Origin of the sequence: Kitasatospora sp. GP30 (assembly GCF_029892145.1) — a bacterium.
Classification (GTDB): Bacteria; Actinomycetota; Actinomycetes; order Streptomycetales; family Streptomycetaceae; genus Kitasatospora; species Kitasatospora acidiphila.
Genome location: NZ_JARZAH010000003.1, coordinates 121,731 through 136,720 on the forward strand (window position 1 = coordinate 121,731; position 14,990 = coordinate 136,720).

At 70.5% G+C, this 14,990-nt stretch carries 16 protein-coding genes; 5 read left to right on the forward strand and 11 right to left on the reverse strand.

All coding sequences use genetic code 11. The features are described from left to right. Positions 1-4 precede the first annotated feature (4 nt). Positions 5-1,132, forward strand: a complete 1,128-nt coding sequence (locus P3T35_RS06280; RefSeq protein WP_218976655.1) for a hypothetical protein — start codon at positions 5-7, stop codon at positions 1,130-1,132. A 221-nt stretch (positions 1,133-1,353) separates the two neighbouring features. Here P3T35_RS06280 and P3T35_RS06285 read toward each other — a convergent pair whose 3' ends face one another. Then, positions 1,354-1,731, reverse strand: coding sequence for a hypothetical protein (locus P3T35_RS06285; RefSeq protein WP_101379572.1), 378 nt, complete (start codon positions 1,729-1,731; stop codon positions 1,354-1,356). Further along, entirely contained in the window at positions 1,728-2,258 is a 531-nt protein-coding gene (locus tag P3T35_RS06290; RefSeq protein WP_101379573.1) for a DUF6232 family protein, read from the reverse strand. Before P3T35_RS06290 ends, P3T35_RS06285 begins: the two co-directional genes overlap by 4 nt. A gap of 411 nt (positions 2,259-2,669) precedes the next feature. Between P3T35_RS06290 and P3T35_RS06295 the strand changes: the two genes are divergently transcribed. Continuing rightward, positions 2,670-3,860, forward strand: a complete 1,191-nt coding sequence (locus P3T35_RS06295) for an alpha/beta hydrolase (RefSeq protein WP_101379574.1) — start codon at positions 2,670-2,672, stop codon at positions 3,858-3,860. Between the two features lie 56 nt (positions 3,861-3,916). On the opposite strand, the gene P3T35_RS06300 is transcribed toward P3T35_RS06295, so the two are convergent. From P3T35_RS06300 to P3T35_RS06320, 5 genes are all read right to left on the reverse strand, one after another. Beyond that, a complete protein-coding gene (locus P3T35_RS06300) occupies positions 3,917-4,546 on the reverse strand; it encodes a class I SAM-dependent methyltransferase (RefSeq protein ID WP_101379575.1) in 630 nt (209 codons plus the stop codon). A gap of 117 nt (positions 4,547-4,663) precedes the next feature. Next, the gene (locus tag P3T35_RS06305) at positions 4,664-5,269 is read right to left on the reverse strand and encodes a TlpA disulfide reductase family protein (protein ID WP_101379576.1); all 606 of its coding nucleotides are present in this window, start codon (positions 5,267-5,269) and stop codon (positions 4,664-4,666) included. A gap of 68 nt (positions 5,270-5,337) precedes the next feature. Beyond that, positions 5,338-5,988, reverse strand: a complete 651-nt coding sequence (locus P3T35_RS06310; protein WP_101379577.1) for an HAD family phosphatase — start codon at positions 5,986-5,988, stop codon at positions 5,338-5,340. Between the two features lie 147 nt (positions 5,989-6,135). Then, a complete protein-coding gene (locus tag P3T35_RS06315) occupies positions 6,136-6,519 on the reverse strand; it encodes a VOC family protein (RefSeq protein WP_101379578.1) in 384 nt (127 codons plus the stop codon). Positions 6,520-6,565: 46 nt separating this feature from the next. Beyond that, positions 6,566-7,198 (reverse strand): TetR/AcrR family transcriptional regulator C-terminal domain-containing protein, encoded by a 633-nt coding sequence (locus tag P3T35_RS06320; RefSeq protein WP_101379579.1) that lies wholly within the window; start codon positions 7,196-7,198, stop codon positions 6,566-6,568. A gap of 252 nt (positions 7,199-7,450) precedes the next feature. Here P3T35_RS06320 and P3T35_RS06325 point away from each other — a divergent pair, with 252 nt between their 5' ends. Continuing rightward, positions 7,451-8,983, forward strand: a complete 1,533-nt coding sequence (locus P3T35_RS06325; RefSeq protein ID WP_101379580.1) for a hypothetical protein — start codon at positions 7,451-7,453, stop codon at positions 8,981-8,983. Between the two features lie 103 nt (positions 8,984-9,086). Here P3T35_RS06325 and P3T35_RS06330 read toward each other — a convergent pair whose 3' ends face one another. Beyond that, entirely contained in the window at positions 9,087-9,698 is a 612-nt protein-coding gene (locus tag P3T35_RS06330) for a hypothetical protein (protein ID WP_180356370.1), read from the reverse strand. Between the two features lie 184 nt (positions 9,699-9,882). Next, complete coding sequence (locus tag P3T35_RS06335; protein WP_218976656.1) at positions 9,883-10,614, reverse strand: SDR family oxidoreductase; 732 nt, start codon at positions 10,612-10,614, stop codon at positions 9,883-9,885. Between the two features lie 160 nt (positions 10,615-10,774). Here P3T35_RS06335 and P3T35_RS06340 point away from each other — a divergent pair, with 160 nt between their 5' ends. Beyond that, positions 10,775-11,401: a TetR/AcrR family transcriptional regulator gene (locus tag P3T35_RS06340; RefSeq protein ID WP_101379582.1), complete on the forward strand. Its 627-nt coding sequence runs from the start codon at positions 10,775-10,777 to the stop codon at positions 11,399-11,401. On the opposite strand, the gene P3T35_RS06345 is transcribed toward P3T35_RS06340, so the two are convergent. Then, on the reverse strand, positions 11,398-12,120 hold the full coding sequence (locus P3T35_RS06345) for a class I SAM-dependent methyltransferase (RefSeq protein ID WP_101379583.1): 723 nt from the start codon (positions 12,118-12,120) through the stop codon (positions 11,398-11,400). The genes P3T35_RS06340 and P3T35_RS06345 overlap by 4 nt on opposite strands. Positions 12,121-12,724: 604 nt before the next feature. Here P3T35_RS06345 and P3T35_RS06350 point away from each other — a divergent pair. Continuing rightward, entirely contained in the window at positions 12,725-13,939 is a 1,215-nt protein-coding gene (locus P3T35_RS06350) for a S1 family peptidase (protein ID WP_101379584.1), read from the forward strand. Positions 13,940-14,026: 87 nt separating this feature from the next. On the opposite strand, the gene P3T35_RS06355 is transcribed toward P3T35_RS06350, so the two are convergent. Further along, positions 14,027-14,875 carry an RNA methyltransferase gene (locus tag P3T35_RS06355; RefSeq protein WP_101384920.1) on the reverse strand — a complete coding sequence of 283 codons (849 nt, stop codon included), beginning with the start codon at positions 14,873-14,875 and terminating at the stop codon, positions 14,027-14,029. Between the last annotated feature and the right edge of the window lie 115 nt (positions 14,876-14,990).

The window sequence follows — 14,990 nt, forward strand, 5'->3', positions numbered from 1 at the left end:
TTCCATGGGTCACCCCCAGCAGCGCCGTGCGAGCCACAAGCTCCTTGCCGGAATCGCCTCGCTGACCATGATCACCGGCGCCGCCTTCATCGCGGCCCAGGCCCCGGCCTCGGCGAGCACCCCGCAGGACGCCTCGCAGGCGAGCTCGGCCGGCCAGCACACCCGGCACGGCGAGTTCCCCACCCTCGGCCACGCCAACGCGGCGAAGACGGCGACGGCGGCGACCGGTCCCCAGACGCTGTCCTACGGCGGCGGCATCGACGGCATCGGCGTGCAGAGCGGCCACTCCAAGGTCTACCTGGTCTTCTACGGCAGCCAGTGGGGCACCAAGAGCACCGACTCCAACGGCAACGCCAAGTTCACCGGCGACAGCAAGGGCGGAGCCGGCGCGGCCCAGCAGATGTTCAAGGGCATCGGCACCGGCGGCGAGACCTGGTCGGCCGACCTGACCCAGTGGTGTGACGGCCCGAACGTCGCGGCCGGCGCGACCAGCTGCCCGTCGAACGCCAACTTCATCCCGTACCAGAGCGGTGGCGTGCTGGCCGGCGTCTGGTACGACAACTCGGCCAAGTCGCCGGCCGCCGCTTCGGGCCACGCGCTGGGCCAGGAGGCCGTCAAGGCCGCCTCCCACTTCGGCAACACCACCGCCGCGGCCAACCGCGACGCCTACTACGTGATCATGTCGCCCCACGGCACCAACCCGGACAACTACCAGAACCAGTACTGCGCCTGGCACGACTACACCGGTGACTCCTCGCTCACCGGCGGCGCGGTCAACTCGCCCTACGGCGACCTGGCGTTCAGCAACCAGCCCTACAACATGGACTCGGGCGCGGGCTGCGGCGTCGGCTTCATCAACTCCCCCGGCACCCTTGACGGTTGGACGATGACCCTCGGCCACGAGTGGCACGAGATGATGTCCGACCAGAACCCGGCCGGCGGCTGGACCAACAACCAGAGCAGCAGCTCCTACTACGGCCAGGAGAACTCCGACGAGTGCGCCTGGCTCTCCCCCGGTACCCCGGGCGGCGCCGCCAACGTCAAGTTCGGCACCTTCGGCACCTACGCCGAGCAGGCCAGCTGGTCCAACGACACCAACAGCTGCGCCATCTCGCACGCGATCCTGCACTGATCCGGATTGGTAGCGGCCGGTAGCCGGCCGCTACCGGTCCACAACTGACAACGGCGGGGCGGGCCTTCGGGCCCGCCCCGTCGGCGTATGGCGACGCCTCGCAGACTCGTACTGGCGCTGGAGCCAGGCCCTGGCGCCGGCACTGAAGCCGGCACTGGCGCTGGAGCACCCGGGCGTCGGCGCTGGAGCGCAGCGGCGAACTGCCGTGCGGCAGCCCGGCCTCAGGCGCGGATCAGTGAGATCAGCTGGGTGGCCAGGCCCAGCATGGGAGCGGCGGCATCGCCGATGTCGCGGGCCAGGTTGGTCAACAGGTAGAGGGTGTTGCGCCAGTGGCGGCGCTCGGCCCTGGCGGGCTGGCTGAGTACCGGCAGGGTCTCGGTCAGGCTCTGCCGGTCCTCGTCGCCGACCCGGGAGTCGACGGCCAGCTGGGTGACCAGGGTGGCGAGTTGGGCGAACATGGCGGCGATCTCGGGCGGCAGCCCCTCATCGCCGCCCCGCCCGTGGTTGTGCTGGATGCCGATGTGCTTGCTGCCACCGTGGATGCTGACCTGGTCGCCGTAGTGGACGCGCGGGCCGTCGTCGCGGTCGTCGCTGCTCATTTGATGATCCCCGTATTCCCCTGGCCACCATAGATGTTGACGTTGTCGCCGTACTGGTACTGCCGCAGGTCCACCACGGTGTTGTGGATGAACTGCCGGAACTCCGTCTGCGGGTGCTCGATTGCGTCGATGATCGCCTGCGCCAAGTCGAACGCGGGCTCCGCCTTCTTCCAGGCAACCAGCGCGGTCGGCGGCCCCGCCGTGTCGACGGTCAGTGCGTAGAGCGTACGTCTGAGCAGGACCGGCAACGTGTCGAGGAGGAAGTAGAGCACCAGCAGGATCAGGGACACCCCGATGATCCACCCTACGGGCCGTCCCGGGTCGTCGCTGGAACGGCCCGGGCTCGCCAGGTCCACGACGGCCACCGCCGCGGCGAGGCCGAACCCGGAGAGCAGGAGGCGCCCCGCGAACTTCATGAATCGCCGCATCGCCTCGCCGTAGGCCGGCACGATCACGGTGACGCTGACCCGGGTGATTCCCGCGAGCGGGTAGGCCGCGTTCCCGATCCAGAGGATGCGCCTAGTCACCGCGACATTCAGCGTGTGCGGGGCGAACCAGGGCTTGGGCGGAATCGGCGGTGCGGCCGATGGCGGGGGCGGCGGGGCAGGCGCGGCGGGCCCGTCCCCGGCCGGTTCCGATGGATCGGTCGGTTGCATCGGCGCCCCCAAGGCTGTCGGTCACAGCTCAACCTGGCGCGGGCGCCGTGCGGCGCGGCGTACGGCGCGGCAGGACGACAGGATTCCGGGCACGGGCCGAGTGTGTGACGACCATTAACCAACAGCATCCGGCGAGACGCAAGTGGGCTGCGGATCAAAGAAATTGACGAACAGAAGTAGTCCCCTAAGGGGCCACCCCCGCTGCCGAGCCCGTGTTCCCTGGGGTCACTGTGCAACTCTGAGGCGACGTCAAAATCCGTACTCCGACCTAGCGTTCACCTCATGACCAGAATCCGTCGCACTGCCGCGACCGCCGTAATCGCGCTCCTCCTCCCGCTGCCGATCGCCGCGGCGGGAACGGCGTTCGCCGCCGCCCCCGAGACCTCCGCTGCCACCCCTTCGACGGCCCGGGCCGGGTCCAGCGTCCAGCTGCACCTCCCCCGCCCGACGGGCCCGCACGCGGTCGGCCGCAGCACCCTGCACCTCGTCGACGAGCACCGCCAGGACCCCTGGGTACCGGCTGCGGGCCCGCGGCAGTTGATGGTGTCGATGTACTACCCCGCCCGGCCGCACAGCGGCGAACCCGCCCCCTACATGACCACCGAGGAAGCCCGGTTGTTCCTGGATATGGAGGACATTCCCGACAGCGCCGTCCCGGCCCGGGAACTGGTCGACACCCGCACCTTCGCCTACGACAACGCCCGCCCCGAGCAAGGCAGATACCCCCTGGTCGTGCTCTCCCCCGGCTTCAAGCTGCCGCGCGCCACCCTCACCGGTCTGGCCGTGGACCTGGCCAGCCGCGGCTACGTCGTCGCCCTCGTCGACCACACCTACGAGGACTCCGGGACGACCTTCCCCGACGGGCAGACACTCGGCTGCGAGCTCTGCACCCATCCCACCAACGACCCCGCCGCTATCGAATCGAGCCGGGCCGAGGACGTCTCGTTCGTGCTTGACCAGTTGGTCGGCCGCCACCCGGCCTGGCTGTACGCGCACATGATCGACCCGAAGCGGATCGGCATGGCCGGCCACTCCATCGGCGGCGCGGCCGCCGTCCCCACCATGGTGGCCGACCAGCGGGTACGGGCCGGGATCGACCTGGACGGAAGCATCGACACCTCGATACCGCCCACCGGCCTCAACGGTCGCCCGTTCCTGCTGCTGGGCAACCCGGTCAACCACGACGTGGGCGGCGACGAACACAGTTGGGGTGTCGCATGGCCCCAACTGGACGGCTGGAAGCGCTGGCTGACCATCGCCGGCACCACCCACGTCAGCTTCACCGACGGACCCCTCCTCGCCACGGAGGCCGGCATCCCCGGCGCCGACGGCTCGATCTCCGCACTCCGAGCCCTGGAGATCACCCGCACCTACGTCGCGGCCTTCTTCGACCAGCAGCTGAAGGGCACCCCGCAGCCCCTGCTCGACGGACCGTCGCAGACCTACCCGGAGGTCGACTTCCAGCACCCGTGACCGCGCCAGCCGCCTGGGGGTGCGTCGACCGCCTGGCGGGCATGGTCGGACAGGACCTACGAACGGCGGGCCAGCAGGTGGGCGTCGAGGAAGCCCCGTTCGGAGGCCGGGTCGTGGAGCAGCCGGGCGAAGGGAACGAGCCCGGCGTCGGCCAGCAGTTCGGCGAGGCGGTCCACCGGCCAGCTGTAGGCGGGCGTCACCTTGTGGTCGAATCGGACCGGCTCGGGTCCGTCGGTCCCGAAGAAGGAGACCAGGAGCAGGCCGCCCGGCGCCAGGACGCGTACCTGCTCGGCGAGCAGCTCCGGCAGTTCCCCCGGCGGGGTGTGGATCACCGAGTAGTGGGCCAGGACGCCGCCGAGCGCGCCGTCCTCGACCGGCAGGGACTCCATCCGCGCCTCCTGGAAGCGCAGCGCCGGGTGGGCCCGCCGGGCGTGGTGGACCATGCCCGGGGAGAGGTCGAGTCCGAAGGCGTCCAGGCCCAGTTCGTGCAGCATGGCCGTCAGATGTCCGGGCCCGCACCCGACGTCCGCTGCCCGCGGGTTGCCCGTCGCGCGCACCAGTTCGGCGAAGGTACCGATCATGGCCCGGGCGAACGGCTGCCTCTCCAGCCGGTCTGCGAACAGCGACGCGTACAGCTCCACGACCCCGTCGTAGGCCGCCCTGGTCTCGTTCTGATGATCCGCCACAGGAAGGACTCCAAGCCGGTCTGATAATTGATCTTGTGGCAGGTCGAGGTGAGGTGACGTGAGCGGCGTGGGAGCGGGTTGGGCCCTGTTGCCGCAGGTGGACGGGCGCGGCCGGCGCTATTGGCCTTGCTCCGTGAGAACCGGCCGGAGCATCGACTCGATGGTGTCGGCGGTTTGGCCACCGAATACCCTGGCGGCCAGTTTTCCGTCGCGGTCCACCACGAGTGTGGTCGGGATGAACTGCGGATTGAGGCTGCCCTTGGGGAACTTGAGGATCTGGATGCCGTCCGGATCGTAGATGCTCGGAAAGGTGACGCCCTTGTCCTTCTCGAATGCGACCGCATTGGCTGGGCTGGTGTCGCGGGTGTTGATGCCGAGGAACTGGACGCCCTGGCTCCGATACTTCTCCCACAGCGACTCCAGGCCCTTGGCCTCAGCGCGGCAGGGGTCGCACCAGGAGCCCCAGATGTTCAGGACGACCACCTTGCCCCGGTAGTCGGCGATGCGGACCGATGGACCGTCAAGAGCGGCGCCGGATATGGCTGGGGCATCCTTGCGTTGGCCGAGCGGGACGGTCGCGATGGCACTGCCCTTGGCGGAGACGAAGCCGCCCTGGCTTCCGCCGCCGGTGGGTGATCCGGGCGAGGAGCAGCCCGCGAGAGCACACGCAACGCCGGTGGCCGCTGCGGCGAGGCAGATCCGAGAGCGCTTCGTGCCATCCATGCGGCGAGTCTTGCACGAAGCACCCGAACGCCTGGCAGTGGGTGTGGTGTTGTGGACCTCCCCGTACCTCACGCCGGCGCGGCATCCAACCCCAGCAGGGCGCTGAGCCGGCCGACGGTCTCATGGTGGGGCTTGGCGGCCAGCACGGTGGTGATGCCCATTGCTTCGGCGGGTGGGAGGTTGCCCGGATAGTCGTCGACGAAGACGCAGGCCTCGCCCGGCAAGCCGAGGCGGTCCAGGGCGAGTTGGTAGATCTCCGGGTCGGGCTTGGCCATGCCCTCCAGTTCGGAGACCACCGTGACGTCGAACAACTCCCATACGCCGCAGGCCGCGTACGGGTCATAGGGGTCGAGGCCGAAGGAGTTGGACAGCATCGCGAGCCGGTATCCGGCCGCCCGCGCGGCCTTCGCCAAGGCGACCATGCCGGTGGAGGGCTTCACCCGGGCCCAGGCGCGGCCCATCAGGTTCTCGTGGTCGGCGACGCCGAGGATCGGCGCGGTGCGCCGGTTCCACTCGGCCTGGCTCATCGTGCCGCGCTCCAGCTGCCGGTACCAGGCGCCAACATCCGGGTTCTGGCCGAGAGTTCGGCGCCAGGCAGCCTCGTCCAGCCCTTCACTGACGCACCATTCGCGGATCGCCAGGCTGGCATTGTCGGTCAGCACACCCCCGAAGTCGAGGATGAGCGCGCGGTACTCACGGTCGGGGGTCTGCGAGGTCATGAGGGTTGTCTTCCCGCGCGGTTCGCCGCCCTACCGCGACCGGGGCGAACCGCGCGTGGCCATTGTCCGAAAATCCTGCGACGGCCACGATCAGCGCTGGGACAGTGCCCCGCGCGGGCAGCGGGCGTGACCCGGATGCTCGTCGCCTCAGACGGGCAGGAGCCGAGCGTGCAGGAGGCAGAACTCGTTGCCTTCCGGGTCGGCCAGGACGTGCCAGTTCTCGGTGCCGGTCTGGCCGACGTCGACGGGCTTGGCGCCGAGGGCGAGCAGCCGCTCCAACTCGGCGTCCTGGTCGCGGTCGGTGGCGTTGACGTCGATGTGCAGCCGCAGCTTCCCGGTGCGCGGGTCGCTGCTGGGGCTGAGGATGAGGGTGGGCTGGGGGCCGCCGAAGCCGGTGTCGAGCGGCCCGATCTCGATGCTTCCGTCGTCCTCCCGGTCGAGTTCGACGTAGCCGAGGACTTCGCTCCAGAATGCGGCGAGCCGCTCGGGGTCGGCGCAGTCGATGACCAGCTCACTGATGCGGCATGCCATGGCCGTCAGTATAGGTGGACGGCCCAGGAGTTGATCGTCGGCCGAACTATCCCTGTCGCACCAGGAGTTCGACGTTCAGGCGCTTCAGGGTGTCTTCGAAGCCGTGGAGCAGGGCGGACAGGCCGAGTTCGAAGGTGCGGGCCTGCTGGCCGGGAGGCGGGTCGAGGAGGGGGCCGAGGCCGGGCGGCAACTCCTCGGCGGGCAGCGGGAGGTGCCGCGGTGCGGTCAGGACGGGCAGGGAGCCGATGATCAAGCTCTCGATCGAGTGCACGACGACGAGCAGGTGGTCCTCGGGCCAGCCGGCGGCGCGCAGGGTGGCGAAGGCCTCGGCGTAGATGTGCAGGGCCGAGGGTGACCGCGCCGGCTGGGTGCGGAACAGCGGTACGGCGTGCGGGTGGGCGGCGAGGACGGCGCGGTAGCGGCGCGCCCAGGTGACCAGCGCGGTGGTCCAGGGGCGGATGCTCAGGTCGAGGTCCATCTCGGCGACGATGAGCTCGCTGATCCCGTCGAGGATCTCGTCGCGCCCGGAGATGTGGTTGTAGAGCGAGGGGCCCTTGACGCCGAGCCGGGCGGCGATCCGGGTGGTTGAGAGGGCCTCAGGGCCCTCGTCGTCGACCAGGGCGAGCGCGGTCCGCATGATCCGTTCCTTGGTCACCAGCGGTCTGGGCGGTCTGCCCATCGGCCCGTCCTCTCATTCGGCTTCTGACTTCGTCGCCCCGTCAGATCGCGCTGTTCCCCCGGGTTTGAGCTGTGGGTTCGGGCTAGTGTACGTTCTCGCTCAGGCAAAACTACTGGCTCTAGTTTTACAACGGGTCTGGTGGCGTGTGCTTTACGGCCGACGGCGGGTTTCGGCCACCACCAAACCCAGAGCCGGGTTGCCGAATCGGTTCTTCTTCCCTGCCTTGTTCTTACGCCGAAGGTGACCCTCCGCATGCACATGCGCACCATCGCCCTGCCCGCGCTCGCCGCATCCGTGGTGCTCTCGCTGAGCGCCTGCGACCCGACCGCGTCCACCGGCCAGCCCGCCGGCCCCACCAGCGAGGCCGCCGCCCAGGCCGCGGCCGGCTCGACCGCCACCACCCTGTCCGCCATCACCGGCACGTCGGACGTGACCCTGGTCGACCCGGCTGCCGCCACGACCGCCTCGGCCACGGCCTCATCGGCCACCCCGGGCACCCCGGGCACCCCGGCCGCGTCAACGCCGTCGGCCCCGTCCCGTGCGGTCGCCGCCGGCGCGCCCGCGAAGAGCGCCTCGGCCGACCCGTCCCCGTCGGGCAAGCCCGTCGCGACGGGCGGCTCCGCGCTCAAGCTGGACGCCTACAACAAGCAGACCGGCAAGGTCGTCCTCGCCGCCGTCACCAGCTCCGGCAGCACCCCGAGCCCGTCGGCCTCGGCCGCCGCCACGGCAGCGGTCAAGCCCGGCCAGATCATCGACAGCCCGCCCACGGCGGCCGCCCCGCACGGCGCGCTGCTCGCCGTCACCGACGTCAAGCCGGCCGGCGACGGCAAGGTGGAGGCCGCCACCCGGCCCGCCACCATCTCGGAGCTGCTGGGCCAGGCCAAGGCCGCGATCAGCACCGCCCTTGACCCGCACCAGATCCAGGTCACCCCGCAGCTCAAGGACGTCAAGGCCTCCTACGTGCCGAAGCCCGACGGTGGCAGCGGCTCCGCCTCGGCCGTGCTGCAGCTCGACGCCAACGACAGCGTCCCGCTGCCCGGCGGCGGCTCCATCAACCTCTCGGGCTCGATCGCCCTCGACCCGAGCGTCGACTTCAGCTACCACGGCACCAACGGCATCCTCAGCACCGACCAGGCCAAGGTCGGCTTCGAGCTCGGCGCGCACGCCAACTGGCATGTCAGCGGCGCGCTCAGCGCCGCCACCGGTCCGGTGAAGATCCCGATCGCCGACCTCACCGCCACCCCCACCATCATGGTCGGCGCGGTGCCGGTCGTGATCGTCCTCAACCTGACCGTCTACGCCGAGGTGTCCGCCGACGGCACCGTCACCGTCGACCTCGGGCAGAGCGTCGACGGCGACTGGGGCATCCACGCCGACTACGCCAAGGGCACCGGCTGGACCTCCGCCACCGAGCCGGTCAAGACCGAAGTCTCCCCGGTCAAGGCCACCTTCGCGGGCAACGCCGATGTCCGGGCCGGCCTGGTGGCCGACGGCTCGGTGGCGCTGTACGACACGGTGGGCGTGAAGGCGACCATCGAGCCCTACCTGCGCGCGGCGGTCAGCGGCAGCGTCACCATCGACTCCAGCGCCGGCAAGCCCACCCTCACCGGCAAGGCCGGCCTCTACGCCGGACTCGACGTCAACGGGGCGGTGCTGGCCCGCATCGCCATTCTCGGCACCCCGCTCCTGGAGAAGGACCTGCCGTTCAAGGTCTACCAGAACGAGTGGCCCATCGTGACGGTCTCCACCCCGAACGCCTCGCCGACTGCCGGGCAGCGCAACTGATCTGATGGAGCATCAGTAAACGCCACTGCCGGGCCCTGGATGTCGTCCAGGGCCCGGCAGTGCGTCGTTGCCTCGGTAGGCCTCAGTCCTCGGCCCTCAGTCCTCAGTCGTCGCAGTCCTCGAAGTCCTCCGGGTCCGGCATGGCCTCAAGGGATCCGAGACGGCGGGAGAACCGCTCGTGGGCGGCCTGCCGGCTGCAGCCGAGCGACTTGCCGATCGCCTGCCAGGAAAGGAGGTTGGCGCGGGCGAGGCGGACCGCGTCCAAGGTGCAGCGCGAACTGGCCTGCTCCATCTGGGCCGTGATCCGCAGCGCCGCCATCGACTGGCCGGCCATGGAGAGTTGCTCGACGCGCTGCGCCAGGGTGGCGAGCAACTGCTCGACGTCGCGCGGGATCCCGCCCTCGGCCTGGTCGATGTGGTACTCCCAGTCCGCATACGGGCCGGTGCGGCGGCCGGTCCCCTCGGTCTTCTCGTCGTTGCCGAAGTCGATCGGATGCGTGTCGGTGCCGCGCCAGCCGCAGTTGCAGGCGCCCCGGACCGCGACGGCCCGCGGACCGTCCGCCCCGTTGTACAGCCACCAGGTGGTGCGCCCGTCGGCGATCGGCCCCGGCTCGCTGCCGTCCGCCAACACTGCTGCCAGATAGCCCTCATGACGGCCGGTCTCATCGCCCCAGACCACTGTGCCGCCCCCTTCCACGGTCGGAATGTGCGTCAAGGTTCCCTGACACACCTCGCGCCGTCAAGGAAGCACAGGAGTTCGGCTACTGGTGCCACGGGGACGGCGAGGGGGCGTCCGACCCGACACGGCGAGCTCGGCGCGGTGGGCCCGGCACTGGAGTTCGGGGGTGGCGGTGAGTGGACGTCCGGGCCCAGCCGCACTGGGCCCGCACGAGGCCGGTTCAGCGTCCGGTCGCCAGGCTGGCGCCGCCGTTGCAGTCGATCACGATGCCCGTGATGAAGGTGTTGGCGGCCAGCATGTGGATCGCCTGGGCGACGTCCTGGGGCCGGCCGACGCGGCCGACGGGGGTGGTGGCGGCGAGCCCCTGGAAGAGCTGCTCGCGCTGCTCCTGGGGCACCCGGTCCCACCAAGGAGTGTCGATCACGCCCGGGGAGACCGCGTTCACCCGCAGCGGTGCCAGTTCCACGGCCAGGGGCGGGACCATCGCGTCCAGCGCGCCGTTGATCGCGGCCAGGCCGGCCGTACCGGGGAAGGCCGAGCGGGAGGAGCCCGCGGTGATGAAGGTGACGGAGCCGTCCTTGCGCAGGTGCGGCAGCGCGGCCTGCAGTGAGCGGATCTGCGGCCAGAACTTGCCGTCGAAGCCCCGAGCCAGCTCGGCCAGGTCGAGGTCGGCGAAGGCGCCGCCGCCCGCCGAGCCGCTGACCGACAGCACCAGGTGGTCCACCGTGCCCAGTTCGGCGAAGAGGGCCGCCACCGCAGCCTGGTCGACCGCGTCCACGGCCCGCCCGGTGGCACCGTGGCCGATCCGGGCCACCGCCTCCTGCAGCCGCTGCTGGTTGCGCCCGGTGATCACGACCTCGGCGCCGTCGGCGGCGAAGCCCGCCGCGGCCGCCTCCCCGATCCCGGAGCTGCCACCCATGACGACCACGCGCTGACCGGTGAAAGTGCTCATCGTGTTCCCTCCCCATTGTCGAGACCGTTGGTCCCGGCAATGATGATTGTCGAGACCGGTAGTCTTGTCAAGCTGCTCGATGCCGAGCTGCCGCCATACCGAGCCACCGAGATACCGAGCCACCGCGAGCCGGCGAGCCACCGAGAGAAGGCACCCACCCATGGACACACCGGAGCCCCGCCCGCACACCGGCCGCCGCCGCAACGAGGCGGCGCGCCAAGCGATCCTCGACGCGGCGCTGCGGCTGGCCGGGGCCGCCGACGGCGCCTCGGTCACCATCGACGCGATCGCCCGCGCGGCCGGCGTCGGCAAGCAGACCGTCTACCGCTGGTGGCCCTCCAAGGGCGCCGTCCTGCTGGACGCCCTGATCGACCGGGCCGGCCAGGACGTCACCGTCCCCGACGCCGGCACCCTCCACGACGAACTGCGCTCCTTCGTCGCCACCACCTTCGAAGCCGCCCAGCAGGATCCCACCAGCGCCGTCCTGCGCGCCCTGCTGCGCGAGTCGGCCCGCGATCCGCACCTCGCCGACCTGCTCCAGCGCTACACCGCCACCCGCCGCGCCGTCCTGCGCGCCCTCCTGGAGCGCGGCCGCGCCCGTGGCGAGCTGGCCACGGGCGCGGACCTCGACCTCATGGTCGATCAGGTCTACGGCCTCTTCTGGTACCGCTTCGTGCTGGGCCACGGCCCGCTGGACGCCCCGACCGCCGAGCGCCTCACGGACACCCTGCTGGCGGGCGCGGGGCAGGACGGCCGGCTCCCTTCAGCGACTGGGCACGCCGACTAGCGCGCCCGGCGGAACAGGCCGGTCAGCAGGAAGTCCACCCCGAACAGCGGGGACTCGGCGGGCTGCGCGCGCATCGGGCGGATCTCGACCTCCTCCAGGTCGGCGAAGAGGTGGCGCAAGTCGTCTGCGGTGTAGGCGAGTCCGCCCTCCAGTCGGCCCCGGCGGTAGAACTCGGCATCGGAGAGCTCGGAGCCGTGGCCGGTGGCGAAGGCGGTGAGGGCGAAGTGGCCGCCGGGGGCCAGGCGGCGGGCCAGCAGGGCCAGGTAGGAGATCCGGCGGTGCGGCGGGAGGTGGTGCAGGCAACCGGAGTCGTAGATCAGGTCGTACTGCTCGTGCGGGAGGTCGACGGTGAAGATGTCGCCCTGGTGGAAGCGGGGCGGGGTGACATGGTCGGCGGCGCGGTCCTCAGCCCAGGACAGGGCGGCCGGGGAGAGGTCGACGGCATCCACCTCGTAGCCGTGGGAGGCCAGGTGGAGGGCGTTGCGGCCGGGCCCGCAGCCGAGGTCGAGGGCGCGGCCGCCGGTGAGCAGGCCGCGCTCCAGGTGGCCGGCCAGGCTCTCGTCGGGCTTGTCGACGAAGAACGGGACGCCCCGGTCGCGGTCGGCGTAGAAGCGGTCCCACCAGTCGGCGCCCCTGGGTGTCCAGCGGTCGGCCTCGGGGGTGAAGAGACCGTCGAGCAGACTCAGGACGTCCTCGGCGGTGCGGATCTGACGGTTCATCAGCAAACTCCTTGCGATGTCGGTGCTTTGGAGCTTAGTGCTGGTCAGCGGGGATGCCGGGGGCCGGAACGGGGGCACCGCACGGCCCTGGCGGAGCCGATCAACTCCCCCTCCAGGGCCCGCTTGTACGCCCCGGCCCACCCGGCTCAAGGCCCCGCACGGGCCGTTTCCGGGCGGCGGCGGAGCCTGCCGATCAGGTGGGCTCGGAAAACTTTCCCGCCGCGCGCGCCGATCTCACCAGGGCCCGCTCGCACCGGCCTGCCACCCGCACCGGCCTGCCGCTTCAACCGGCCTACCGCCCCATCCGCCTCCGCCGCCCTGGAGCCCCAATGTGTCGTCACCCCGTTGCAGTTGGTAACGTCGCATCCACTCGACTCCTTCATGGAATCGACACGGTTCGCCTGGGGAGGAAATCATGAATCACGGAGCTTCACGGCGCCGGACACAACTGGCTCTCGCCATCGCAATTCTCACCGCTGCCCCGATCCTGTCACCGGCTCTCGCCGACGCATCACCGTCGAGTTCCCCGGCCGGAGCTGCAGGGTTCACGGATGATCAAAGTGGTAGCCCTGCACGCGGAGTGACTCTGCAGGACGCTCAGGTGATGAGCAACCAGGAGAAGCTCGACAAGGTCGTCGACCAGATCACCGGCGGACGGTCCGAATCGGATCGGGCCGAGATACCGGGCTTCACCGAGGTGGAGGTCGACCCCGCCCACATGCACATCCGCCTCCACTGGAAGGGCGCGGTCCCGGCCTCGGTGGCGGCAGTTCTGGCGAAGCTCCCGGCCGGCATTTCTGCGGAGGTAGTGCCGGCCAAGTACTCGAAGGCGGAACTTCACGCCGCCCGGGACAAGCTCATGCCGAACGGGAAGCAGAACGACCTGGCGTCGAAGGTGACACCGGCCGCCACCCGAATAACCAGCATCGCCCCCGCGGTTGACGGCAGCGGGCTCGACGTGACCTACGACGAGGACCGCGGCCAGGGCAAGTTCGATGCGCGTGATTCCTTGTCGTCCGCGACACGGCAGGACAAGACGCGCGAGGTCCAGGCGACAACGGAAGGCATCACCGGTGTCGACACGCATGTCCGGTACCAGCTGCTGAGCATCGACGCCTCGGCAACACGTGAGGCTGACGCGGCTCCGTGGCAGGGCGGGGCCGGCCTGAAGACGTTCGCCGGCACGATCTGCTCGACCGGCTTCGCGGTCACGAGGAAGTCGGACGGGAAGAAGCTCGTCACGACCGCCTACCACTGCGGCGACAAGGGCAACTTCTACACGTGGGGTGGCAGCCAGGCGTTCGTCGGCACCGCCATGAGCGAGAACGAGTCGGCCACCGATGACGTCACCGGCCTGGACCCCGGCAGCAGCCCCTCCGGAAATCGCGTCTACGACGGACCGTGGAACGCCACGAACGGCTACTCGAAGCCTGTTTCGGGTTGGGGGAGCAACAACGTCGGCGACCAGGTGTGCACATCCGGTGCCAACTCCGGCGCCCACTGCGGACTCTCCATCCGGCAAACGGACATCAGCGTGACCGGTGAGAACGGCATCACCAGGCCGGATGTGGACTTCGCCTACTCCAACGGCATAGCCGCGGGCAACGGCGACAGTGGTGGCCCGGTGTTCACGGGGTCGAACGGCTGGACCAAGGATCAGGCTCGCGGGGTGATCACCGCTCTCGACAACACCATGGACTGCGGCGGTTTCACCACGGCGGATGCCTGGCAGCGGAAGCCCTGGTGCTTCCACGGGGTCTACTACGTGCCGATCGGCATCATCCTCCATGACAAGGGCTGGACCATCAACACCGGCTGATGAAAGCTGTGGGGGCGGGTGGCTGCGCTGCTGCCACCCGCCCCCGAGCGAGGCGGGGCCCGCCGATCAAGCCGTCACGGAGACCTCTCAGGTCCGCGCCGTGCGCTCCGCCCGCTTCGCCACCAGCCGCTGCCGGGATGCCTCGTAGAGCACCGCCGTGGCCGCATTGGCCGCGTTCAGCGAGCTCGCCGACCCGCTCATCGGGATGGCCACGGTGTAGTCGCACAGCTCGCGCCAGGCGTTGCTGAGACCGGCCGTCTCATTGCCGACCAGCAGCAGGGTGGGCTGGGTGAAGTCGAAGTCGAAGACGTCGCAGTCGCCGTGCTCGTCGGTGCCGACCAGCACGATCGGGTGCCCGGCCGCCCGCTCGGCGGTCACCCAGTCCATCACCTCGCGCGGCGACGGCACCCGCACGGCGGGCAGGGCGAAGAGCGAACCGGTGCTGGCCCGCACCGACTTGGTGTCGTAGACATCGGCCGCGTGGCCGCTCACCAGCATGCCGTGGGCGCCGAAGGCATCGGCGGAGCGGATGATGCTGCCGATGTTGCCGGGGCTGGTGGGGCGGTCGAAGAGGACGCCCAGGAAGTCGTCGGAGACCGGGATCCGGGCCAGGTCGTCGGCGGGCAGCTCGACCACGGCGATCAGCTCGGGCGCGGCCTCGTTCTTCTCCCCCAGCTCGGCCAGGAGTTCGGGGGCCATCGCGATCCGCTCGGCGCCGGGCACGGTGCGCAGCAGGCGGGCCGCCCACTCGGACGGCTTGCGGTCGGCGTCGTGGATCAGGGCGTGGATCGGCCAGCCGTACTCGACGGCCAGCGAGATCGGCCGCACGCCCTGGACCAGGAACTCGTGGGCGCGCTGCCGCTTGGTCCGGTTGGTCAGCAGCGACTGCCACTGCTGGAAGCGGGCATTGCGGGAGCTGATCCTCAACACGGGCAGGCACCTGGTGTTTCGCGTGGCGGCAACTGTGACCGGGGCAACTATACGCAGCCCGCCATGGATTCCGGCCGGGCGATAGGCTGCCCGGGTCCGCCCCCTTCGTCCCGCTGACCTG